Raw genomic sequence first — 21,698 nt, forward strand, 5'->3', positions numbered from 1 at the left:
CTGCAGGGCTGTGCGACTACGCCGGCGTGCTCCTGGGGAGAGTCACGTCGACCGTGAGGCGCAGGTCGGTCGAGGACCGGCCCACGCGGATCGGGTAGGTACCGGTCGGGGTCACCCAGCCGGGCTGTGCCGAGTCCCAGGTGCGGAACGCTCGCGCGTCGACCCTCACCCGGACGTTCGCGTGCGCGCCGGCGGCGGCGTGCACGACGCTGAACCCACCGAGCCAACGGGTGGGACGCTCCTGGTCGCCGGCCGGTGGCTCGACGTAGACCTGGACCACCTCGCGCCCGTCGCGGGCGCCGGTGTTGCGGACGGTGACGTCCAGGACGACGGACCCGTCCGCCTCGGCGGCACTCGTCACGGCCTCGTACTCCCACGTCGTCCAGCCGAGGCCGTGACCGAAGGGTGCAGCGGGGGTGCGGCCGAGCTTGAGCCACGAGCGGTACCCGACGTGGATGCCCTCGTGGTAGTCGACGACCCCGTCGACCGGGACCGCGTGGGGCACCGGCACGTCGGACTCGTGCGCGGGGAGCGTCCAGGGCAGCCGGCCGGTGGGCTCGGTGACGCCGGTGAGCACGTCCGCGAGCGCCTCGGGCCACTCCTGGCCGCCCAGCCACGCCCACACCACGCACGGCACCTCGTCCAGCCAGGGCAGCAGCACGGGGGCGCCGGCGTTGACGACGACGATGGTGCGGGGGTTCGCGGCGAGCGCCGCCTTGACCAGCTGGTCCTGCGTGCCGGGCAGCGCCAGGCTCGTGCGGTCGTAGCCCTCGGACTCGATCTCCTCGTTGGTGCCGACGACGACGACCGCGAGGTCGGCGGCCGCGGCGGCCTCGACGGCGACCGCGAGCAGCTCGTCGGGCGACGTCCCCGGAACCCGGTGCACCAGCTCGGCGCGGACGAAGCTCGGGTACCCGACCGGGTGGACGGCCTGCACCACGGCGTCGATCTCGACCGTCGTCGGCTCCGTCACGTCGATGACCAGGGTGGCGGGCGGCGGCTGGTTCACACTGGAGTCGAGGATGACCTCGGCCCCGACGACGCGGTCGCCGGTCGACAGCAGCTGCCCGCCGACGCGGATCGAGTGCTTGCCCACCGTGCCGACGCCGACCTCGTGCCGCCCCGGCTCGTCGAGCCGGACCGTGGTGCGGATGCGCAGCGCGGCGGCGGGGCCGGGGACCTCGCGCAGCCAGCCGTTCCACTCGGTCACGTCGGCGGCGGTCAGCACGGCGCCGGCCGCGTCGATCAGCTCGCCGAGCGCGCCGACGCGCCCCTCCGGCGTCGTGCAGCGGCCGGCCAGGTCGAGCGACGGGGGCAGCAGCCGGGACACCGCGCCGGGGTGCGTCTCGATCGCCACCTCGCCGAACGCCTCGCGCAGCGCGGCCTCGGGCGTCGACAGGTGGTCCGGACGGACGAACGCCGAGCCGCCGCCCTGCACGAACGGGTGAACGGCGTTGGGCCCGAGCAGGGCGATCCGGGTGACGTCGTCGGGTGAGACCGGCAGCGCGTGCTCGTCGTCGCGGAGCACCACCATCGACCGGGATACCAGCTCGCGCAGCACCCCGCGCACGTCCACGTCGGCCACCCGGTCGCGGTCCGCCCCGGACGGCGCGACGCCCTCGAGGGCGCCCACCCGCTGGGCCAGGCGCAGCAGGCGGAGCACCTTGGCGTCGAGCAGCGACTCGCTGACGTCGCCGGCGCGGACCGCGTCGAGCATGCCGTCGCCCCAGGGGCCGTCCGGTCCGGGCATCTGCAGGTCGAGGCCGCCCTCGGCGGCGCCGACGACCGACTTGGTGGCCACCCAGTCGCTGAGGACGACGCCGTCGAAGCCCCACTCGTCCTTGAGGATCCCGGTGAGCAGCGGGCGGTGCTCGGCGACGGTGGCCGCCGTGGTGCCGTCGTCGACGCCCGAGTACGCGCTCATGACGGACCACGCCTGGGCCTCGTGCACGAGCTGCTCGAACGGGGCGAGGTAGACCTCGCGCAGGGTCTTCTCGTCGACGCGCGCCAGGTAGGTGGTGCGCTGCGTCTCGGAGTCGTTGGCGACGAAGTGCTTGACGCACATGCCGACGCCGCGGTCCTGCGCCGAGCGGACCACGTGCACGGCCATCGCACCGGTGAGCAGCGGGTCCTCCGAGTAGCACTCGAAGTGCCGCCCGCCGACGGGCGTGCGCTGCAGGTTCACCTGCGGTGCGAGGACGACGTCGACACCGTGCCGGCGCGCCTCGGCGGCGAACACCTGGCCCAGCTGGTCGGCCAGGTCGACGTCCCAGGTTGCGGCGAGCGCGCTCGGCGCGGGGAAGGAGGCCGACGTCTCGTCGGCGGACTCGGACACGCCGCGCACCCCGGCGGGGCCGTCGGAGACGTGCATCGCCCGCAGGCCGATGTGCGGGATCGCGGTGGTGGACCACAGGCCGGCACCGACGACGAGGCAGACCTTCTCCTCCAGGGAGAGGGCAGCCAGCAGCTCGTCGAGGGATGAGATGGGCCGTTCAGCCGTGGGCGGCTGGGTGGCCGTGTCGAGTGACACAGCACGTGCTCCGATCGGACGTCGTTGTCTTCTGCGGAGAATGAAAGCACAACTTACTGACCTGTCAGTAAGTGCGATGATCACAGTATGGTTTCAGTCATGGACGACGCCGTTCCCCCCGCCGCAGCGCCGCAGCGCCGCGCGCGGCAGCCCCGCCAGGCCACCGCCGAGCGCCGCGCGGAGATCCTGCGGGCTGCCGCCAACACCTTCGGGTCCAAGGGGTACAAGAACGGGTCGCTGACCGAGGTCGCCGAGCAGGTCGGCATCACGCACGCCGGCGTGCTGCACCACTTCGGCTCCAAGGAGCAGCTGCTGGTCGAGGTGCTGGAGTTCCGCGACAAGGAGGACGTCCGGGACCTCGAGGGCCAGCACATCCCGAACGGCATGGAGCTGTTCCGGCACCTCATCCGCACCGCGCGGATGAACGTCGACCGCCCGGGCATCGTGCAGGGCTACTCGGTGCTCACGGGCGAGTCCGTCACCGAGAACCACCCCGCCCGCGGCTGGGTCACGGACCGCTTCACCGTCCTGCGCGGGGAGATCCAGGCCGCGCTCGTCGAGGTCAGCGGCGGAACGGTGCCCGACGACGTCGCCGCCTGCGCAGCCAGCTCCATCATCGGCGTCATGGACGGCCTGCAGGTCCAGTGGCTCCTCGACGACGGCGTCGACCTGCCCGCCGCCACGCAGTTCGCCATCGAGGCCATCCTCGCGGCCGCCCTGCTGGGAGCCGAGCGCCCGCACCCGCTCGACTGACCGGCCCCTCAGACATTTCACAGGTTCGGTCCAGGCGCACGTCAGGAAGCAGTCCGAGTCTTGGGGACATGACGACGACCGCCCTCCGCCGACCGGACGCCCTGACCCGTGCCGACGGCTCCCCCGTCCGTGCGCTCGTGGTCGACGACGAGCCCACGCTGGCCGAGCTGCTCTCGACCGCCCTGCGCTACGAGGGGTGGCAGGTGGACCACGCGCTCAGCGGCCACGCCGCCGTCCGCGCCGCCAAGGCACTCGACCCCGACGTCATCGTCCTCGACGTCATGCTCCCCGACCTGTCCGGCATCGACGTGCTCCGCCGCGTGCGCGCCACCCACCCGAACGTCCCCGTCCTGTTCCTCACCGCCAAGGACGCGGTCGAGGACCGGATCGCCGGGCTCACCGCCGGCGGCGACGACTACGTGACCAAGCCGTTCAGCCTCGAGGAGGTCGTCGCGCGCCTGCGTGCCCTCCTGCGCCGCACGGGTGCGATGTCGACGCGCGACGAGGCCGTGCTCGTCGTCGGCGACCTGACCATGGACGAGGACAGCCACGAGGTCACCCGCGGCGGCGAGGACATCCGCCTCACCGCCACCGAGTTCGAGCTGCTCCGCTACTTCATGCGCAACCCCAAGCGCGTGCTGTCCAAGGCGCAGATCCTCGACCGCGTGTGGCAGTACGACTTCGGCGGCCAGGCCAACATCGTCGAGCTCTACGTGTCCTACCTGCGGCGCAAGATCGACAAGGGGCGCACGCCGATGCTGCACACGCTGCGTGGGGTCGGCTACGTGTTGAAGCCCTCGATCTGAGGTTGGCCGTCGGTATGGGCACACGTCCCCGATGGACGCTGCGCCGACGCCTCGTCGTGGTCGTCGTCGCGCTGGTCGCCGTCGTCGCCGCGGCCATGGGGACCGTGTCCACGCTCGCGCTGCACAGCTCCCTGATCACGCAGCTGGACGAGAAGCTCACCGCGGCCCACCACCGCGCGGCCGACGGACCCGTCCGGGCGGGCGGCCTCTCGGGCTCCCCCGGGCAGATCTTCGAGCCGCCGGCCGCGGGTTCGGGCAACTTCCGTCCGGGGCAGGACGCCGGCACCGTCAACGTCGAGCAGCCCGCGGGCGTCGATCCCGCCGACCTCACCGCGTTCCAGGCCGGCTACGTCGGCGACGACGGCACGCCCACCGCGCTCACCACCGAGCAGGCCACGCAGATGCTCGCCGTCCCCGCCGACGGCGACGCGCACTCGATCACCGTGGCCGGCCTGGGCGCCTACCGGGCCGTCGCGAGCGTGGACGACGATGGCACCACCCACGTCACCGCGCTGCCCACCGCGGCCCTGACCAGCACGGTCACCACCTTCGTGGTCGTCGAGCTCGTCGTCGCCGCGCTCGCCCTGCTCGCCGCCGCGGCCGCCGGCGTCGTGCTCGTGCGCCGCGAGCTGCGGCCGCTGGACCGGGTCGTCGACACCGCGAACCGCGTGGCCACGCTGCCCCTCGACCGCGGCGAGGTCGTGCTCGCCGACCGCATGCCCGCCGAGGACACCGACCCCGCGACCGAGGTCGGTCAGGTGGGTGCCGCCCTCAACCAGTTGCTCGGGCACGTGGAGCAGGCGCTTGCCTCCCGGCACGAGTCCGAGTCGCAGGTGCGTCAGTTCGTCGCCGACGCCAGCCACGAGCTGCGCACGCCGCTCGCGTCGATCCGCGGGTACGCCGAGCTGGTCCGCCGCTCTCCCGAGGAGATGCCCGTCGGCGCCCTGCAGGCCATGTCGCGCGTCGAGTCCGAGTCCCTGCGCATGACCGCCTTGCTCGAGGACATGCTGCTGCTCGCCCGCCTCGACGCCGGGCGCCCGCTGGAGTCGGAACCCGTCGACCTGACCGTGCTGGCCATCGACGCCGTCACCGACGCCCACGCCGCCGGACCCGACCACGACTGGCGGCTGGACCTGCCCGATCCCGACGACGACGCCGCCGACGACGTCCTCGTGGTCGGCGACGACCACCGCCTGCGCCAGGTGCTGGCGAACCTGCTGTCCAACGCCCGGCTGCACACCCCCGCCGGCACCGCCGTGACCGTCCGCGTCCGCAAGACCGGCGCCGCGGTCGTCGTGCAGGTGGCCGACGACGGGCCCGGCATCCCGCCCGCCCTGCGCGAGAGCCTGTTCCAGCGGTTCACCCGCGGCGACGCCTCCCGCAACAGCGCCGCCGGCTCCACCGGACTGGGCCTCGCGATCGTGCACGCCGTCGTCACCGCCCACGGCGGCACCATCACGGTCGACGGCGGCACCGCGGGCACGACCTTCACGGTCACCCTCCCGGCCGCGACGACCCCGGCCCCCACCGCTCCGGCCCCCCGCACCCCCGCCCGCCTCTGACCGCTCCCCCGTGGGCGCAACGTCCGCACATCCGGTCGCCCCGACGCGCGAACGTGCGGACGTCCCGCACCACCCCTCGCAACGTCCGCGCATTCGGCCGTCCCAACGACCGGATGTGCGGACGTCCCGCACCACCCGCGCTAGCTTCCGAGCAAATGCAGCCTGGGTCCCTGTGGTCGGACGTACTGCACTCCTCCCTCTAACGTCCAAGCAGATGCAGCCCCCTGGGTCTCCGTTGCTCGGACGTCCCATACCCATCCCTCGACATCCGAGCGGGGGCCTGGGCGGCCCGGCTCGGAAGTCCGTGCAGCTCCGGTGGACTGGGCGCCCTCAGCAGGGGAGCCTGGAGCCCGAGTGCCGACGGATTCTTCGAGGAGTGGTGATGGCTGATCTCAGCAAGGCGTTCAGCGGGTTCTCGACCGACGACATCCCGGCCGCGCAGGCGTTCTACGCCGACGTGCTCGGGCTCGACGTCACCGAGGAGAACGGGATGCTCTTCCTGCACTTCGAGAGCGGGCACGAGGTGCTCGTCTACCCGAAGGGTCGGGCGCACACGCCCGCGACCTATACGGTGCTCAACTTCCCCGTCGAGGACGTGCCCGGCACGGTCGCCGAGCTGCGGGAGCGCGGCGTGCAGTTCGAGAAGTACGAGGGCACGCCGGGCGAGACCGATGACGACTTCGTCTTCCGCAAGGGCGGCCCGCTGATCGCCTGGTTCACAGACCCGGCCGGCAACGTCCTGTCGATCATCGCGGCCAGCTGAGCTGCAGTCTCGCCGCGACCACCAAGCCCTGACCGTCGCGCGCCGAACCCGACCCGAGTGACGTCGACCAGCTCGCTCACGTCGTCACGTCGGGTTCGGCACCCGGGCAACCGGTTACAGCGGGAACGCGTTGTAGAAGTCGACGACGTCCTCGACCGGGACCGTGGCCTGGAAGACGGTCGTCCCGTTGGTCCACACCGCGACGCCGGTACCGTCGCCGGCGTCGGCGATCGAGTAGGTGCCCGCCTTGGCGCCGCCCGCCGTGACGTCGCCGCTGGTGGGCAGTGCCGGGGCGTCGCTCGACGCCGACGGCGACGGCGCGGCGGGAGCCGCCGGGAACGCCGCGACGAGCGACGCGGCGAACGCCGTCGCCTCCTCGGGCGTCTCCCACTGGCCCGACCGGACGGTGGCGGTCCCGCTGCCACCGTCGGCGTAGGTCTCCGTGTACGCCTCGATGGCGCCGGCGGCCTGCCACTCGGTGTCGGGCGCGGACGTGGCGAGCGCGTACTGGAGGACGCTCGTCGGCAGCGCGGACGCGAACGCGGTGGTCGCCGGGCGGGCGACCGGGGCGACGGTGGGCGTCGGGGACGGCAGCAGCACGGTCGACGCGGCCGCCGGGGGCGGGGTGTCCGTCGAGTCACCCTTCGAGCCGGTGACGATCGCGATGATGATCGCCGCGGCGAGCAGGACGACCACGCCGATGATCACCGGGACCAGCCAGCGCGGCCGGCCGGACGAGGGCACGGCGGGCGGCTCCTGCTCGCCGACCGGGGCGACGGATGCCGGCGAACCCGCGGTCGCGGGCGCGGGACCTGCAGAAGGCGACGGGGTGGGCGGCACCGGGGTCGTCGGCGGCTGCGTCTGCCAGCTCGTGATCGGCGGCGGCGTCGGCCGCTCGGGGCCGGGACGGCCGGTGTCGCTCATCGGGGCTCCCCCTTGCATCGCGTCGCCCGAACCCTCGTCGGACGCCCGCAGCCTACCGACGCAAACTCGTCCCCCGACGCCACGACGCCGGAATGCCGCGAGCCCGGCAGATCTACCCCGCCGGACCACCGGGAGCGCCTGGACCCTGACACGCGTCTCGCGGGAGCTGTTCCGCGTACCGGTTCGTGTGCACGAGCACCGACCGAACCCGCGCCAAGGGGGTCGGTCTGCACGATCGCACCGCGTGGGCCATCTCCTCCGATCGCGCCGCCGCGAGGGCGGTGACCGGCGCGGTCGAGGGGGTCGTGTCGGACCCAGCGGTTAGCGTGCAGCGCGTGACCTCGACCTCCACCAAGCGCCCCGACCGCAGCGCCCGCCCGGGCTTCCGCTGCACCGCGTGCGGCTGGACCGCGAGCAAGTGGGTCGGTCGCTGCGGCGAGTGCCAGGCGTGGGGCTCGGTGGTCGAGGACACCGGCCCCGGCGGCGGCGCACCACGCACGGTCGCCACCTCACCCACGCGCTCGCCGGCGCAGCCGATCGACCAGATCGACGTCGAGACGGCCCGGTCTCGGCCCACGGGTGTCGACGAGCTGGACCGCGTGCTCGGTGGCGGCATCGTGCCCGGCGCCGTGGTGCTGCTGGCCGGCGAGCCGGGCGTGGGCAAGTCCACCCTGCTGCTGGACGTCGCGGCGCGTGCGGCTCGGACCGGCCGCAGGGTGCTCTACGTGACGGGCGAGGAGTCGGCGGCGCAGGTGCGCCTGCGGGCCGGTCGGATCCACGCGCTCGACCCCCAGCTGTTGCTCGCGGCGGAGACCGACCTGGGCACGGTCCTCGGCCACATCGAGCACGTCGAGCCGGACCTCCTGGTGCTCGACTCGATCCAGACCATCGCCTCGGCGCAGGTCGAGGGCACGGCCGGCGGCGTGTCGCAGGTGCGCGAGGTGGCCACCGCGGTGATCCAGGCGGCCAAGGCTCGGGACATGCCGGTGGTGCTCATCGGGCACGTGACCAAGGACGGGTCGGTGGCCGGGCCCCGCACGCTCGAGCACCTGGTGGACGTCGTCTGCCAGTTCGAGGGCGAGCGGCACTCGCGCCTGCGCATGCTCCGGGCGACCAAGAACCGGTACGGCCCGACCGACGAGGTCGGCTGCTTCGATCTGTCGGAGTCCGGGATCGTCGGGCTTCCCGACCCCAGCGGCCTGTTCGTCTCGCAGGCGCTGCACGCGGTGCCGGGCACGTGCCTGACCGTGACGCTCGAGGGTCGCCGGCCCCTGGTCACCGAGGTGCAGTCGCTGGTCGCGCCGAGTGCGGTCCCCAACCCGCGTCGAACCACCAGCGGCGTCGACAGCAGCCGGCTCGCGATGGTCCTCGCCGTCCTGCAGCGTCGGCTCGGCGCGCGGCTGGCGGACCAGGACGTCTACGTCTCGACCATCGGCGGCGCTCGTGTCGCCGAGCCGGGCGCCGACCTGGCCCTCGCCCTGGCCGCCCTGAGCTCGCGGGAGAACGTGCCGTTGCCGCGCGGGCTCGTCGCCATCGGGGAGATCGGGCTGGCCGGTGAGATCCGGACCGTGTCCGGGGTCGGGCGGCGACTGGCCGAGGCCGCGCGGCTCGGGTTCACGCGCGCGATCGTGCCCGCCGGCGCGCTGGACGGCGCGACTCCCCCGGCGGGGATCACCGTGCTGATCGCCGCGGACCTCATCGAGGCCGTGACCGCCGCCGGGCTCGTGCCGGAGACCGCCTCGACCGGGCGGCGCTGACCGCGTTCGCTTCGTGGCGGGAGAGCCTCGTCGTCTCGATGCCACGACGAGGGCGCGCATCCAGTCTCGATGCCACGACGAGGGCGCGCATCCAGTCTCGATGCCGCGGCGAGGGCGCGCATACCCGTCTCGATGCCACGGCGAGGGCGGCACCGCCGTCGGGGACCCGCATCTCGACGAGTCCCGACGACCTCCGTATTCCTCTTGACCGGTACAGACGCACGGGTTACTTTATCGGTATAGAAGAACGACGAACCGACAGGAGAAGCCCTGATGTCGATGGACAGCTCGCAGCTCGGACTGCTGCTCGGTGTGAACGTCGCGCAGCACGAGGCCGACAGCGCACGACCCTGGGCGCCCGAGACGCCGGAGCCCGAACGGCGCCAGCGCACGCCCCGGACCCGCGCTCCGCGCACCCGCCGCACGCTGGCGGACGCACTGCACCACCTGGCCGACGCAGTCGCCCCCACCTCGACCACCGAGGCGGGTCACCCCGCCCGATGACGGCCGCCCCACCGGGACCCGTCCCGGCGACCTACCCTGTCCCGCATGGAGCGGAACAGGGTGGCGTCATGTCGCGGGTGACCCTGCAGACGATCGCCGACAAGGTCGGCGTCAGCCGCATGACCGTGTCCAACGCGTTCTCCCGCCCCGACCAGCTCTCCGCGGACATGCGGCGCACCATCCTCGCGGCCGCGGCGGACCTCGGGTACGTCGGCCCCGACCCCTCGGCGCGCGCCCTCGCCCGCGGCACGACCGGCGCGGTCGGCGTCCTGCTCACCGAGTCCGTCGGGGCGGCGTTCCGGGACCCGATCGCCGCGGCGTTCTTCGGGGCGGTCGCCGAGGAGCTCGCCCCCACGGGGCTGGCCGTCGTCCTGCTGCCGTCGACGGGCTCGGAGGGGACGATCCCGGCCCGCGACATCCCCATGGACGGCGCCCTCGTCTACGGGTGCGCCGCCGACTACCCCGCGGTCGACTGGCTGGTGAAGCGCAAGCTCCCGCTGGTTTTCGTCGACGGCGAGCCGACCGTGGGCGCCGCGAGCGTGCTCCTCGACGAGCAGCACGGCGCCCGCCTGGGCGCCCAGCACCTGCTCGACCTCGGCCACCGCCGGATCGGCATCCTCACCATGAACGTCGAGGTGCCGCCGGGGTTCGCGCCCGACCCGTCCGCGGCCGGGTCGGGGTTCGTCGCGCGCGAGCGCCAGATCGGCTGGATGGCACCTCTGGACGCGGCCGGCGTCACGCCGGTCGTCATGGAGGTCCACGACAACATGGAGCCGTACGTCTCCGAGGGCGCCCGCGCGCTGCTGTCCGGACCCGACCGCCCGACCGCGGTCCTGTGCTTCTCGGACCTCATGGCCGCCGCGGTCGTGCACGCCGCCGAGGAGCTCGGGCTGCGGGTGCCGCAGGACGTCTCCGTCGTGGGGTTCGACGACTCCCCGCTGGCCCGCCGCCTGCGCCCCGCGCTCACGACGATCCACCAGGACTTCGCCGCCAAGGGCAAGGCCGCCGCCGCGGCCCTCACCTCGTCGATCGCCCGGTTCCGCGCCGGCGCCGCGCCCGACCCGGAGCAGCACCGCATCCTGGTCGACCTGGTGGTCCGCGACAGCACGGCACCCCCGCGTTCGCCAAAGACTCTGTAGCGCGAGACGCGACACGGTCTTTGCGCAAGCACGAGTCGGGAACGCGAACAGCGACGTCCCGATCGAGCCGTGGGCTCGAGTGACGCAGTCCGCTCGCCGACGCAACGGAACGGGAGGCGTCGCCGTGGGTAGCGGCCGAGTCGATCTCGACGACGGCGGCGGACGGATGAACACCTGCGGGCGATCGGGTCCGTCATGCGGGTCGCAAGAGCCGTCGTCGGCTTGCGTCGTTACCATGCAACCGTGCCGCACGCTCCCGACGACCTCCTGAGGTCGACCCTCGCTGCCGTCGCCCCGGGCGGCGAGCTTCGCGACGGGCTCGAGCGGATCCTGCGCGGACGCACCGGCGCCCTGATCGTGCTCGGCTTCGACAGGACGGTCGAGAGCATCTGCTCGGGCGGCTTCGTCCTCGACGTCGAGTTCTCCGCCACCCGCCTGCGCGAGCTGGCCAAGATGGACGGCGCGGTCGTCGTCGACGCGGGCATCTCGCGGATCGTGCGCGCGGCCGTCCAGCTGCTGCCCGACGTGACGATCGAGACGTCCGAGTCCGGCACCCGGCACCGCACCGCCGAGCGCGTGGCCAAGCAGACGGGCCTGCCGGTCGTGTCGGTCTCCGCCTCCATGCGGATCATCGCCCTGTACGTCGGCGGCCAGCGGCACGTCATCGAGGACTCGACCACGATCCTGTCCCGCGCCAACCAGGCCCTGGCCACGCTCGAGCGGTACAAGTCGCGTCTCGACGAGGTCAGCGGCACTCTGTCGGCCCTCGAGATCGAGGACCTGGTGACCGTGCGCGACGTGTCCGCCGTGGTCCAGCGCCTCGAGATGGTCCGCCGCATCTCCGAGGAGATCGAGGGCTACGTCGTCGAGCTCGGCACCGACGGCCGCCTGCTCACCCTGCAGCTGGACGAGCTGGTCGGCGGCATCGGCTCCGACCGCGCGCTGATCATCCGCGACTACGTCGACACCAGCCGGCGCGACGTCGACTCCGTGCTGGACGCGCTGGCCGAGCTCGACTCGACCGAGCTCCTGGACAACGCGCGCATCGCCAGCGTCCTCGGCCTGCCCGGTGGCGGCGACGCCCTCGACGCGGCCGCCGGCCCGCGAGGCTACCGCCTGCTGTCCAAGGTTCCGCGCCTGCCCGGCGCCATCGTCGACCGGCTTGTCGCGCACTTCGGCGGCCTGCAGAAGCTGCTCGCGGCGGGCATCGACGACCTCATGGCCGTCGACGGCGTGGGCGAGCAGCGTGCCCGGGCCGTGCGCGAAGGGCTGTCCCGGCTGGCCGAGTCGAGCATCCTCGAGCGGTACGTCTAGCTCGCCGCTCCAGCCTCGGAAGCGAGGCGTCGCCGGGACCACGCCGCGTCGACCACGACAGCGAGCACGACCAGCGCGATCATGATCCAGAACGAGCGCCGCTGGGACACGTAGAGGTCGACGACGAACCAGACCAGCACCACCCCGGAGACCGCGACTGCCGTCGCCGTCAGTGCGGGCGAGGCGCCGAGCTCCCTGCGCAGCCTGAACGCCCCGATGGCCACGAGCACGAAGACCGCCAGCGACACCGCGCTGCCGACCGAGGCGAGCGCGCCCACGCTGAGACCCGTCACCATGAGGACCATCAGCGCGGCCGTGATCAGCAGACCGCCGTGCCGCCCCAGCCGGGTCCCGGCGCCGAAGGCCGGCGGGAAGGTCCCCGAGCTGGCCAGCGCCCTGGTCAGCCCGACCGAGCTGTACAGGATCGCGGTCACGGTCGACGCGGTCGCCAGCAGCGCGGCGCACGTCATCATCACGTAGCCGGCCTGTCCCAGCGTGGGTTCCGCCGCGACCGCCAGCGCGCGCGGCCCGGCGGCGACCACCTCGTCCACCGGGAGCGTCCCGAACACGCACACCGCCACCGCCACGTAGAGCACCGTGGTGAGGGCCAGCGCCGCGTACATCGCGATGGGCAGCTCCCGCCGTGGCTCGGCCAGGTCGTCGCCGACGAACGAGATGACCGCGAACCCGAGGTAGGCGAAGAACGTGAGGGCGATGCTGGCCAGGATGTCGTTCACGCCCGGGTACGTGCTGGGCGCCAGCAACCCGAAGTCGACCTGCGGGAGCGTGCCGACGACGAACACGGTGAACACGACCAGGAGCAGGCCGACGATCGCCGACTGCACCCGGTCGACCAGACGCGGACCGGCGACGGTGAGCCACGCCGCGAACACCACCAGCGCGACGGCGCAGAGCTTGGACAGCCAGCCGCCCGACGGCCCGTCGGCGAGCACCACCGCGGCGTAGTCGCCGAACGAGGCGGCGACCATCGCGCCCACGACGACGATGGCGGTGAGGTACCCGAGCCAGGCGGCGACCCCGACCACGCGGCGGCTGCGGTAGCCGTGCTGCAGGTAGACGATCAACCCGCCGGAGGACGGCCAGCGCATCGCGAACTTCACGAGGGTGTACCCCAGCGTGGCCGACATCGCCCCGGCCAGCAGGAACGACAGCCACACCGCGGAGCCGGCGACCTCGCCCGCCTGCCCGAGCAGCGCGAAGATCCCCGCGCCGACCATCGCACCCACACCCAGCACGGCCGCACCGCGCACGCTCAGCTGCGCCTTTGCCGCCGGAGCTGCCTCGGACATGGACTCTCCCTCGGTGCGACCGCCTGTGCCGTGGCCGGCACGCTCGACCCTAGCGGCGTGGACGGGTATCGCGGACGAGGCCGGGGCCGTCAGCCCAGCCCGAACACGGCCGGCGGGGCGCTCGCCCCGGCAAGGTTCAGCTGCGCCGAGTAGGTCCCCGCGCCCGGCGCGGGAAGGCCCGCCGGGCACCCCTCCGCCGAGCGGACCCGGTTCCAGGCGAACGGCGTCGTGTCGTTGCCCCCACCGGGCAGCAGGAGCGTGCGGGACTCCGTGCCTGCCACGATGCAGTCGCGGTTCGACCAGACCCGATCGTCGCCGGAGGTGATGACGATCTCGCGCTGCGCCTCGCCCGCGTCCACCAGGCACGGATCGGTCCCGGTGTTGGTGATCGCGACGGAGAACGTGGGGCTGACGCCCGCGGCGAACGTCGCGGCGTCCGCCGTCATCGCGAGCACCAGCGCGGTGGGTGCGCAGTCCGCGACGCCCGAGGTGGTGTCGCTCGGCGTCGTGCTCGGGGCCGGGTCTGCGGGCTGCTCGACCGGTGGGGACGACGTCGTGGTCTGCGCCGCGGGCGTCGGGTCCTCGCCGTCGCCCCGACCGACCACGAGCCACACGACGAGCAGGACGACCAGCAGCGGGATGCCGAGGACGACGAGCCGCCGCACCCAGTACACGCGGGCGGGGAGGCGTCGCGACTCGCTCATACGTCCTCCGGCCCGTCTCGACTACGTCCTGTGCGTGCCGCACCGTTCCCGCGGCGCGACCACCGTAGAGGGAGGTTCGCCGGCTCGCGCGGCCGACGCGCGGTGCGGCGCCCAGGGCGCGGGCGGTGGGGCAGGATGCTGCGGTGCCGCCGTCCCCCGCCCAGCTGCGCGAGCCGGTGCTCGCGTGGTTCGACGTGCACGCGCGCGACCTGCCGTGGCGTTCCGCCGACCGGACCCCGTGGGGCGTGCTCGTCAGCGAGGTCATGCTCCAGCAGACGCCGGTCGTGCGCGTGGACCCGGCGTGGCGCTCCTGGATGTCGCGCTGGCCCACTCCCGTTGACCTGGCCGCGGCGTCGACCGCCGACGTGCTGCGCGCGTGGGACCGGCTGGGTTACCCCCGCCGGGCGCTGCGCCTGCAGGAGTGCGCCCGCGCGATCGTGGAGCGGCACGGCGGGTCGGTCCCGGCCGACGAGGCAGCCTTGCTGAACCTCCCCGGCATCGGCTCGTACACGGCCGCCGCGGTGCTCGCATTCGCGTTCGGTCGGCGGTCGGTGGTGCTGGACACCAACGTGCGCCGGGTGCTGGCGCGCACGGTCGAAGGGGTCGCGCTGCCCGCGCCGAGCCAGACCGTCGACGAGGTCCGTCGGGCGACGACGTTCGTGCCGTCCGACGACGCGCAGGCCGCCCGTTGGGCCGCGGCGTCGATGGAGCTCGGGGCGCTCGTCTGCACCGCCCGCTCGCCCCGGTGCGAGGTGTGCCCGGTCCAGGACGTGTGCGCCTGGTACGCCGCCGGCCGCCCCGCCGACGAGCACGCCGGCCGCCGACGGACCCAGACCTTCGAGGGCACCGACCGGCAGGTGCGGGGGCGCGTGATGGCGCTGCTGCGCGAGGCGCTCGGCCCGGTGCCGGCGGCCGCGGTGGACGCGGTCTGGACCGACGCCCGCCAGCTCGCCCGCTGCGTCGACGGCCTGCTCGCCGACGGCCTGATCACGCGCGACCCGGCCCCGAGCGACGACGACCCGCCGACGTACCGGCTGCCGTCCTGACGGCGCGCCCGGCCCTACCGGACGCGGACGTCGGCGTCCCACTGCTCCTTCGTGATCTCGTACCGGAAGCCCCCACGCTCCGCGCCCTCGACCATCAGCATGTCCTCGGGCGTGTCCACCGTCGTCGCGACCGTCATGCCGACCTTCTCCATCACCTTCTGCGAGGGGAAGTTCAGCGCCATCGTCTCGCCCCAGACCACCCGCACATCGAGCTCCGTGAACGCCTTGACCAGCAACGCCCGGGAGACCTCGGTGGCATACCCCTTGCCCCAGGCATCCTGGCGCAGCCGGTACCCGAGCTCGACCTCGTCCAAGGGGCCCTCCCGCTCGGGGCGCAGGCAGAACCAGCCGACGAAGGCGCCGCCGTCCCGCTCGAACGCCGCGAACAGCCCGAACCTCCCGCCCCACCTCTCGTAGGCGGCGAGGAGGCTCGGCAGGACGAGCTCGCGGACGAACTCGGGCGGGGTGGGCTCGCCCCCGGACAGGTACCGCATCACGGCCGGGTCGCTGTCCAGCTCGATCAGCAGGTCGGCCTCGTCGGCGACGAAGGGGCGCAGGGCCAGGCGCTCGGTCTCCAGATAGGTGTGCACGGCGCCATCGTGCCCGAGCGGGGTCGGGCAGCCCAGCGCTTTCCTCGAGGCCTCAGTCGAGCTCGATGAGCATCCGCGTGTTGCCGAGGGTGTTCGGCTTCACGCGCGCGAGGTCGAGGAACTCGGCGACGCCGTCGTCGTGCGACCGCAGCAGCTCGAGGTAGACGTCCGGGGTCACGGGTGTGCCCTCGATGACGTGGAACCCGTGGGACTCGAAGAACGCGACCTCGAAGGTCAGGCAGAAGACCCGTCGCAACCCGATCTGACGCGCACGCTCCAGCAGTGCGTCGAGCAGGGCGTGCCCGACGCCGGTGCCCCGCCGGGTGCGGTCGGCCGCGAGCGTGCGGATCTCGGCGAGGTCCTGCCACATGACGTGCAGCGCGCCGCAGCCGATGACAGTCCCGTCGTCCGCCTCGGCCACGAGGAACTCCTGGACCGCCTCGTAGTACCCGACCCACTCCTTGGCCAGCAGGATCCGCTCGGCGGCGTAGGGCTCGACGAGCGCGCGGATGGCGCGGACGTCGGCCGGGAGGGCGGGGCGGACACGGAAGGACATCGGGCCAACGTAATGGCGAGCGTGGTCCGCGCCGCGGAGCCGCCCGGTTCCCGAGATGAGGAACGCGCGGCTACACCCGTGCGCGCACGCGCCGCGGGTGGGGAGGCTCGGCTGCGTCGAGCAGCCCGGTGGCCGTGATCTCGTCGACCACCAGGTCGGTCACCACCCCCGCCCGCAGGCCGGCCAGCAGCGGCGCGACCTTGTTGTCGCCGGCCACGACGCAGACGCGCCGCGGGATCCGCTGCAGCTCGACCGGCGTCGGGCCGGTCGCGCGCTCGTTCAGGTGCACGTCCTGCCACGACCCGTCGGCGCGCAGGAACACCGTGCATACGTCGCCGACGACGCCCTCGTCGTGCAGGTTCTTCACGTCGGCGTCGTCGAGGTACCCGGCCGAGTAGACGTGCGACGGCACGGCCCCCGCGACCGCGCCGACGGAGAACACCGCGATGTCCGCGCGCCGCTGCATGTCGAGCACCCGGCGGACCGACCGCTCGCGCCACATCGCGGCCTTGGTGTCGGGGTAGTCGAAGAACGCTGGCACCGAGAAGTGGTGCACGGCCGCGGCGAACGCGGTGCCGAAGGTCGAGATGAGGTCGCTCGCGTACTCGATCCCGCTGGTGCGCATGTTCGCGGCGCCGTTGAGCTGGACGACCGCCGACCCGCGCGTGGGCTTGGGTGCGAGGTACCGGGAGACCGATGCCAGCGTGGTCCCCCAGGCGACGCCGAGCACCATGTCGGAGTCGAACCACGAGGACAGCAGGCGGGCCGCGGTGATGGACACCTGGTCGAGGCGCTCGATGTGGCTGGCCGAGTCCGGGACCGGCACGACGTAGGTGTCGATGCCGAACGTGGCGGCGATGGTGCGGCCGAGGCCGGGTGCACGCGTGCTCGCCGGGCGCAGCGTGATCTCGACCAGCCCGGACTGGCGCGCGCGCTTGATGAGCCGGGAGACGGTGGACCTCGAGGTTCCCAGGTGGCGGGCGATGACCTCCATCTTGATGTCTTGGAGGTAGTACATGGACGCCGCCCGCAGGACGTCCTGCTCCCGCTCGATGTACATCGGAACCCCCTCCCGCACGCGATCGGCGCTGCACGTTTGTGCACTGCTGTTGCGCGTTCGTTCGCCTGGTGACGACGATAGCGAGCAAGCCCGTACCGGGCGAGTGGGACAAAGTGCGACAACAGAACCACCGGGGGTACTTCGGATGAGGACGGCGCCGCTGACGGCCCAAGCACGACAGGACGCACTCGACGCGATGCGCGGGAGCGCTGAACGCGGGAACGAGCTCGACGTCCTGGTGATCGGAGGGGGCGTCACCGGCGCCGGGATCGCGCTCGACGCGGTCTCCCGGGGACTGTCCACGGCGATCGTCGAGGCCCAGGACTGGGCGAGCGGCACGTCGAGCAGGTCCAGCAAGCTGGTGCACGGCGGCCTGCGCTACCTGCAGATGCTCGACTTCCACCTGGTGCGTGAGGCGCTCACCGAGCGTGACCTGCTGATCAACCGCCTGGCCCCGCACCTGGTCAAGCCCGTGAGCTTCCTCTACCCGCTGGAGAACCGGGTCTGGGAGCGGGCCTACGTCGGCGCCGGCGTCGCGCTGTACGACACCCTCGCCTCGGTCACCGGGTCCAAGCGCGCCCTCCCGATGCACCGCCACCTGTCCCGCAAGGGCATGGAGCGCCTGTTCCCCGACCTGCGGCACGACGCCGCGATCGGCGCGGTCCGGTACTGGGACGCCAGCGTCGACGACGCCCGGCTCGTCGAGACCCTGGTCCGCACCTCGGTCAGCTACGGCGCGCACGCCGCGTCCCGCACGCAGGTGCTCGACCTGCAGACCACGACCGGCGGTGCGGTGACCGGCGCCGAGGTGGTGGACCTGGAGACGGGCGAGCACATCGACGTCCGGGCCCGGTCCGTCATCAACGCGACGGGCGTGTGGACCGAGCAGACCGAGTCCCTCGCCGGCGCGGAGGGCGGCCTGCGGGTGCTGGCCAGCAAGGGTGTGCACATCGTCGTGCCGCGCAGCCGCATCGCCGGCGACGTCGGGCTGATCCTGCAGACCGAGAAGTCCGTGCTGTTCATCATCCCGTGGTCGAGGTACTGGGTGATCGGCACCACGGACACCCCGTGGAAGCAGGAGCTGACGCACCCCGTCGCCACCAGCGCGGACATCGACTACGTCATCGAGCACGCCAACACGGTGCTGTCCCGGCCGATCACGCGCGAGGACATCATCGGCACCTGGGCCGGCCTGCGCCCGCTGCTGCAGCCGCAGGTCAAGGCGGGCACCAGCAGCGCCAAGGTGTCCCGCGAGCACACGGTCGCCTCCCCCGCCCCGGGCTTCACGGTCATCGCCGGCGGCAAGCTGACCACCTACCGCGTGATGGCGAAGGACGCTGTCGACTTCGCGATCGGCAGCCGGGCCACCAGCCTCCCGTCCATCACGCACGACCTCCCGCTGGTCGGCGCGGAGGGACTGCAGGTGTTCCAGCGACAGGCGCGGGCGATCGGCCTGAAGTACGGGTGGACCCGGCCGCGCATGGACCACCTGCTGCACCGGTACGGGTCGTTGCTGGGCGAGCTCATCGACCTCGTCGACGAGAATCCGTCGCTGGCCGAGCCGCTGAAGAACGCCGAGGCCTACATCGGCGCCGAGATCGTCTACGCGGCCAGCCACGAGGGCGCCCTGCACCTCGACGACGTGCTCATGCACCGCACCCGGCTCAACTACGAGCAGGCGGACAAGGGCGTCGGTGCTCTGGAGGAGATCGCGGACCTCGTCGCCCCGATCCTCGGCTGGGACGCGCACCAGCGGAGCCAGGAGATCGAGGCGTACCGCGCGCGGTGCGAGGCCGAGGAGGCCGCCGCGCTCGAGCTGGACGACGCCGAGGCCGAGAAGGTCCGGCTGCGGGCCGCGGACCTGTCGCCGATGCTCTCCGACGAGCCGGTCGCCGCGGGGACCAAGCCCGGCTCACCGCGCGGGCCCGGCTCCTCCGGCCCCGCCGGAACCTGAAGACTCCCCGCGGTCCTCCGCGGGGCGCACGTGACAACGACGTCCGTCAGAAAGGGTCGACAGTGGACTACACACAGGGAGAGGTGTTCCTCTCCGAGGTTCTCGGCACCGGCATGCTCGTGCTGCTCGGTACCGGCGTCGTCGCGAACGTCATCCTGCCGAGGAACAAGGGGTTCGACGGCGGCTGGCTGCTCATCAACTTCGGATGGGGCCTCGCGGTCTTCGCGGGCGTCTACACCGCCTTCAAGTCGGGGGCACACCTCAACCCAGCAGTGACGATCGGCATCTGGGCCAGCGGTGCCGACACGTTCGCCCCGAAGGGCCTCCCGGTCACCGTCGGCAACGGCGTGCTGTACGTCACGGCAGAGATGCTCGGCGCGGCAATCGGTGCCCTGCTCTGCTACATCGCCTACAAGAAGCACTTCGACGAGGACGCCGACGGCGCCACCAAGCTCGCCGTCTTCTCGACCGGCCCGGCCATCCGGTCGTACACGTGGAACTTCATCACGGAGGTCATCGGCACGTTCGTGCTGGTCTTCGTCATCCTGGTGTCCGGCAAGACGCCCTCGGGTCTCGGCCCGCTCTTCGTCGCCCTGCTGGTGGTCGGCATCGGTGCCAGCCTCGGTGGCCCCACCGGCTACGCCATCAACCCTGCCCGTGACCTCGGCCCGCGCATCGCGCACGCCCTCCTGCCCATCAAGGGCAAGGGCTCGAGCGACTGGGCGTACTCCTGGGTCCCGGTCTTCGGCCCCCTCGTCGGTGGCGTCATCGGAGGCCTCGCGGCCACCGCGTACATCTGACACCGCCCACCACACAGTCGTCCCTGCCCGGGCGGCGTCCAGCACCCCCTGAAGGACGCCGTCCGGGCTCCCAGAACCACCCGGAGGAATCTGCACCATGCCCGACACCAAGTATGTCCTTGCCATCGACCAGGGCACCACGAGCTCCCGCGCCATCGTCTTCGACCACTCCGGCCAGATCGTCGAGTCCGGACAGATCGAGCACGAGCAGATCTTCCCCCGCGCCGGCTGGGTGGAGCACAACGCGGAGGAGATCTGGAAGAACACCCGCGAGGTCGTCGGCCTCGCGCTCACCCGCGCCAACCTCACCTACAAGGACCTCGCCGCGGTCGGCATCACGAACCAGCGTGAGACGGCCGTCGTCTGGGACCGGACCACGGGCAAGCCCGTCTACAACGCGATCGTCTGGCAAGACACCCGCACGCAGAAGATCGCCGACGAGCTGGGGGCGCTCGGGGGCGGCGCCGACCGGTACAAGGACAAGGTCGGCCTGCCGCTGGCCACGTACTTCTCGGGCCCGAAGGTCAAGTGGATCCTCGACAACGTCGAGGGTGCCCGGGAGAAGGCGGAGGCCGGCCAGCTGGCGTTCGGCAACACCGACTCGTGGGTGCTGTGGAACATGACCGGCGGTGTCGACGGCGGCGTGCACGTCACCGACCCGACCAACGCGTCGCGGACCATGCTGATGAACCTCGACACGCTGACGTGGAACGAGGACATCGCCAACGACATGACCATCCCGCTGTCGATGCTCCCCGAGATCAGGTCGTCGTCCGAGGTGTACGGGGTCGGCCGCGAGGGCGGCATGGTCCCGGGCGTGCCGATCGCGGGCATCCTCGGCGACCAGCAGGCGGCCACGTTCGGGCAGGCCTGCTTCGAGGTCGGCATGGCCAAGAACACCTACGGCACCGGCAACTTCATGCTCATCAACACGGGCACGTCCCCGGTCCCGTCGAAGAACGGCCTGCTGACGACGGTCTGCTACAAGATCGGCGACCAGCCGACCGTGTACGCGCTCGAGGGCTCGATCGCCGTGAGCGGCTCGCTCGTCCAGTGGCTGCGCGACAACCTCGGCATCATCTCGTCGGCACCCGATATCGAGGAGCTGGCCAAGACCGTCGAGGACAACGGCGGCGCGTACTTCGTGCCCGCCTTCTCGGGCCTCTTCGCGCCGTACTGGCGCTCCGACGCCCGCGGCGCGCTCGTCGGCCTCACGCGGTACGTCAACAAGGGCCACATCGCCCGCGCGGCCCTCGAGGCGACGGCGTTCCAGACCCGCGAGGTGCTGGACGCCATGAACGCCGACTCGGGCGTCGACCTGACCGAGCTCAAGGTGGACGGCGGCATGGTCCAGGACGAGCTGCTCATGCAGTTCCAGGCGGACATCCTCGGCGTCCCCGTGGTCCGGCCGAAGGTCGCGGAGACCACCGCCCTGGGCGCGGCCTACGCGGCCGGCATCGCCGTCGGGTTCTGGAGCGGCGAGCAGGACGTCATCGACAACTGGGCCGAGGACAAGCGCTGGGAGCCGGCGATGGCCGCCGACGAGCGCGACCGGCAGTACAGGAACTGGAAGAAGGCCGTCACCAAGACCTTCGACTGGGTGGACGACGACGTGAGCTGATCGTC

Annotated in this window: 19 protein-coding genes; 12 read left to right on the forward strand and 7 right to left on the reverse strand. The window is 72.6% G+C overall.

Features of this window, described 5'->3' with window-relative positions; genetic code table 11:
- Window positions 1–16 precede the first annotated feature (16 nt).
- Window positions 17–2,530 carry a beta-d-glucosidase gene (locus ACXJKA_RS04545; protein ID WP_456823990.1) on the reverse strand — a complete coding sequence of 838 codons (2,514 nt, stop codon included), beginning with the start codon at window positions 2,528–2,530 and terminating at the stop codon, window positions 17–19.
- Between the two features lie 99 nt (window positions 2,531–2,629).
- Here ACXJKA_RS04545 and ACXJKA_RS04550 point away from each other — a divergent pair, with 99 nt between their 5' ends.
- From ACXJKA_RS04550 to ACXJKA_RS04565, 4 genes are all read left to right on the forward strand, one after another.
- Entirely contained in the window at window positions 2,630–3,283 is a 654-nt protein-coding gene (locus ACXJKA_RS04550; RefSeq protein ID WP_456823991.1) for a TetR/AcrR family transcriptional regulator, read from the forward strand.
- A gap of 68 nt (window positions 3,284–3,351) precedes the next feature.
- Window positions 3,352–4,089 carry a response regulator transcription factor gene (locus ACXJKA_RS04555; protein ID WP_456823992.1) on the forward strand — a complete coding sequence of 246 codons (738 nt, stop codon included), beginning with the start codon at window positions 3,352–3,354 and terminating at the stop codon, window positions 4,087–4,089.
- A 14-nt stretch (window positions 4,090–4,103) separates the two neighbouring features.
- Window positions 4,104–5,651, forward strand: coding sequence for a sensor histidine kinase (locus tag ACXJKA_RS04560; RefSeq protein ID WP_456823993.1), 1,548 nt, complete (start codon window positions 4,104–4,106; stop codon window positions 5,649–5,651).
- Between the two features lie 382 nt (window positions 5,652–6,033).
- Window positions 6,034–6,414 carry a VOC family protein gene (locus ACXJKA_RS04565; RefSeq protein ID WP_456823994.1) on the forward strand — a complete coding sequence of 127 codons (381 nt, stop codon included), beginning with the start codon at window positions 6,034–6,036 and terminating at the stop codon, window positions 6,412–6,414.
- Between the two features lie 114 nt (window positions 6,415–6,528).
- On the opposite strand, the gene ACXJKA_RS04570 is transcribed toward ACXJKA_RS04565, so the two are convergent.
- A complete protein-coding gene (locus ACXJKA_RS04570) occupies window positions 6,529–7,338 on the reverse strand; it encodes a hypothetical protein (RefSeq protein WP_456823995.1) in 810 nt (269 codons plus the stop codon).
- Window positions 7,339–7,673: 335 nt separating this feature from the next.
- Between ACXJKA_RS04570 and radA the strand changes: the two genes are divergently transcribed.
- The 4 genes from radA to disA all read left to right on the forward strand — a co-directional run bounded on the left by radA (window position 7,674) and on the right by disA (window position 12,052).
- Window positions 7,674–9,095 (forward strand): DNA repair protein RadA, encoded by a 1,422-nt coding sequence (gene radA / locus ACXJKA_RS04575; RefSeq protein ID WP_456823996.1) that lies wholly within the window; start codon window positions 7,674–7,676, stop codon window positions 9,093–9,095.
- 273 nt (window positions 9,096–9,368) lie between these two features.
- Complete coding sequence (locus ACXJKA_RS04580) at window positions 9,369–9,599, forward strand: hypothetical protein (protein WP_456823997.1); 231 nt, start codon at window positions 9,369–9,371, stop codon at window positions 9,597–9,599.
- 68 nt (window positions 9,600–9,667) lie between these two features.
- The gene (locus tag ACXJKA_RS04585; RefSeq protein ID WP_456823998.1) at window positions 9,668–10,738 is read left to right on the forward strand and encodes a LacI family DNA-binding transcriptional regulator; all 1,071 of its coding nucleotides are present in this window, start codon (window positions 9,668–9,670) and stop codon (window positions 10,736–10,738) included.
- Window positions 10,739–10,933: 195 nt separating this feature from the next.
- Window positions 10,934–12,052 carry a DNA integrity scanning diadenylate cyclase DisA gene (disA, locus tag ACXJKA_RS04590; protein WP_456823999.1) on the forward strand — a complete coding sequence of 373 codons (1,119 nt, stop codon included), beginning with the start codon at window positions 10,934–10,936 and terminating at the stop codon, window positions 12,050–12,052.
- On the opposite strand, the gene ACXJKA_RS04595 is transcribed toward disA, so the two are convergent.
- Window positions 12,049–13,362: an APC family permease gene (locus ACXJKA_RS04595; protein WP_456824000.1), complete on the reverse strand. Its 1,314-nt coding sequence runs from the start codon at window positions 13,360–13,362 to the stop codon at window positions 12,049–12,051. The two genes, disA and ACXJKA_RS04595, sit on opposite strands and share 4 nt — an antisense overlap.
- A gap of 89 nt (window positions 13,363–13,451) precedes the next feature.
- On the reverse strand, window positions 13,452–14,066 hold the full coding sequence (locus ACXJKA_RS04600) for a hypothetical protein (RefSeq protein WP_456824001.1): 615 nt from the start codon (window positions 14,064–14,066) through the stop codon (window positions 13,452–13,454).
- Window positions 14,067–14,209: 143 nt separating this feature from the next.
- Here ACXJKA_RS04600 and ACXJKA_RS04605 point away from each other — a divergent pair, with 143 nt between their 5' ends.
- Window positions 14,210–15,112, forward strand: a complete 903-nt coding sequence (locus ACXJKA_RS04605) for an A/G-specific adenine glycosylase (protein WP_456824002.1) — start codon at window positions 14,210–14,212, stop codon at window positions 15,110–15,112.
- Between the two features lie 14 nt (window positions 15,113–15,126).
- Here the strand turns inward: ACXJKA_RS04605 and ACXJKA_RS04610 are convergent, their stop codons facing one another.
- The 3 genes from ACXJKA_RS04610 to ACXJKA_RS04620 all read right to left on the reverse strand — a co-directional run bounded on the left by ACXJKA_RS04610 (window position 15,127) and on the right by ACXJKA_RS04620 (window position 17,318).
- Complete coding sequence (locus ACXJKA_RS04610; RefSeq protein WP_456824003.1) at window positions 15,127–15,702, reverse strand: GNAT family N-acetyltransferase; 576 nt, start codon at window positions 15,700–15,702, stop codon at window positions 15,127–15,129.
- A 52-nt stretch (window positions 15,703–15,754) separates the two neighbouring features.
- Window positions 15,755–16,258, reverse strand: a complete 504-nt coding sequence (locus tag ACXJKA_RS04615) for an amino-acid N-acetyltransferase (RefSeq protein WP_456824004.1) — start codon at window positions 16,256–16,258, stop codon at window positions 15,755–15,757.
- Window positions 16,259–16,328: 70 nt separating this feature from the next.
- On the reverse strand, window positions 16,329–17,318 hold the full coding sequence (locus ACXJKA_RS04620; RefSeq protein WP_456824005.1) for a sugar-binding transcriptional regulator: 990 nt from the start codon (window positions 17,316–17,318) through the stop codon (window positions 16,329–16,331).
- A gap of 145 nt (window positions 17,319–17,463) precedes the next feature.
- Here ACXJKA_RS04620 and ACXJKA_RS04625 point away from each other — a divergent pair, with 145 nt between their 5' ends.
- The 3 genes from ACXJKA_RS04625 to glpK all read left to right on the forward strand — a co-directional run bounded on the left by ACXJKA_RS04625 (window position 17,464) and on the right by glpK (window position 21,693).
- Window positions 17,464–19,272 carry an FAD-dependent oxidoreductase gene (locus ACXJKA_RS04625; RefSeq protein WP_456824006.1) on the forward strand — a complete coding sequence of 603 codons (1,809 nt, stop codon included), beginning with the start codon at window positions 17,464–17,466 and terminating at the stop codon, window positions 19,270–19,272.
- A 113-nt stretch (window positions 19,273–19,385) separates the two neighbouring features.
- Window positions 19,386–20,072 (forward strand): MIP/aquaporin family protein, encoded by a 687-nt coding sequence (locus ACXJKA_RS04630; RefSeq protein ID WP_456824137.1) that lies wholly within the window; start codon window positions 19,386–19,388, stop codon window positions 20,070–20,072.
- A gap of 97 nt (window positions 20,073–20,169) precedes the next feature.
- A complete protein-coding gene (glpK, locus tag ACXJKA_RS04635) occupies window positions 20,170–21,693 on the forward strand; it encodes a glycerol kinase GlpK (RefSeq protein WP_456824007.1) in 1,524 nt (507 codons plus the stop codon).
- Window positions 21,694–21,698 lie beyond the last annotated feature (5 nt).

It is taken from the genome of Cellulomonas sp. P5_E12 (assembly GCF_054049315.1).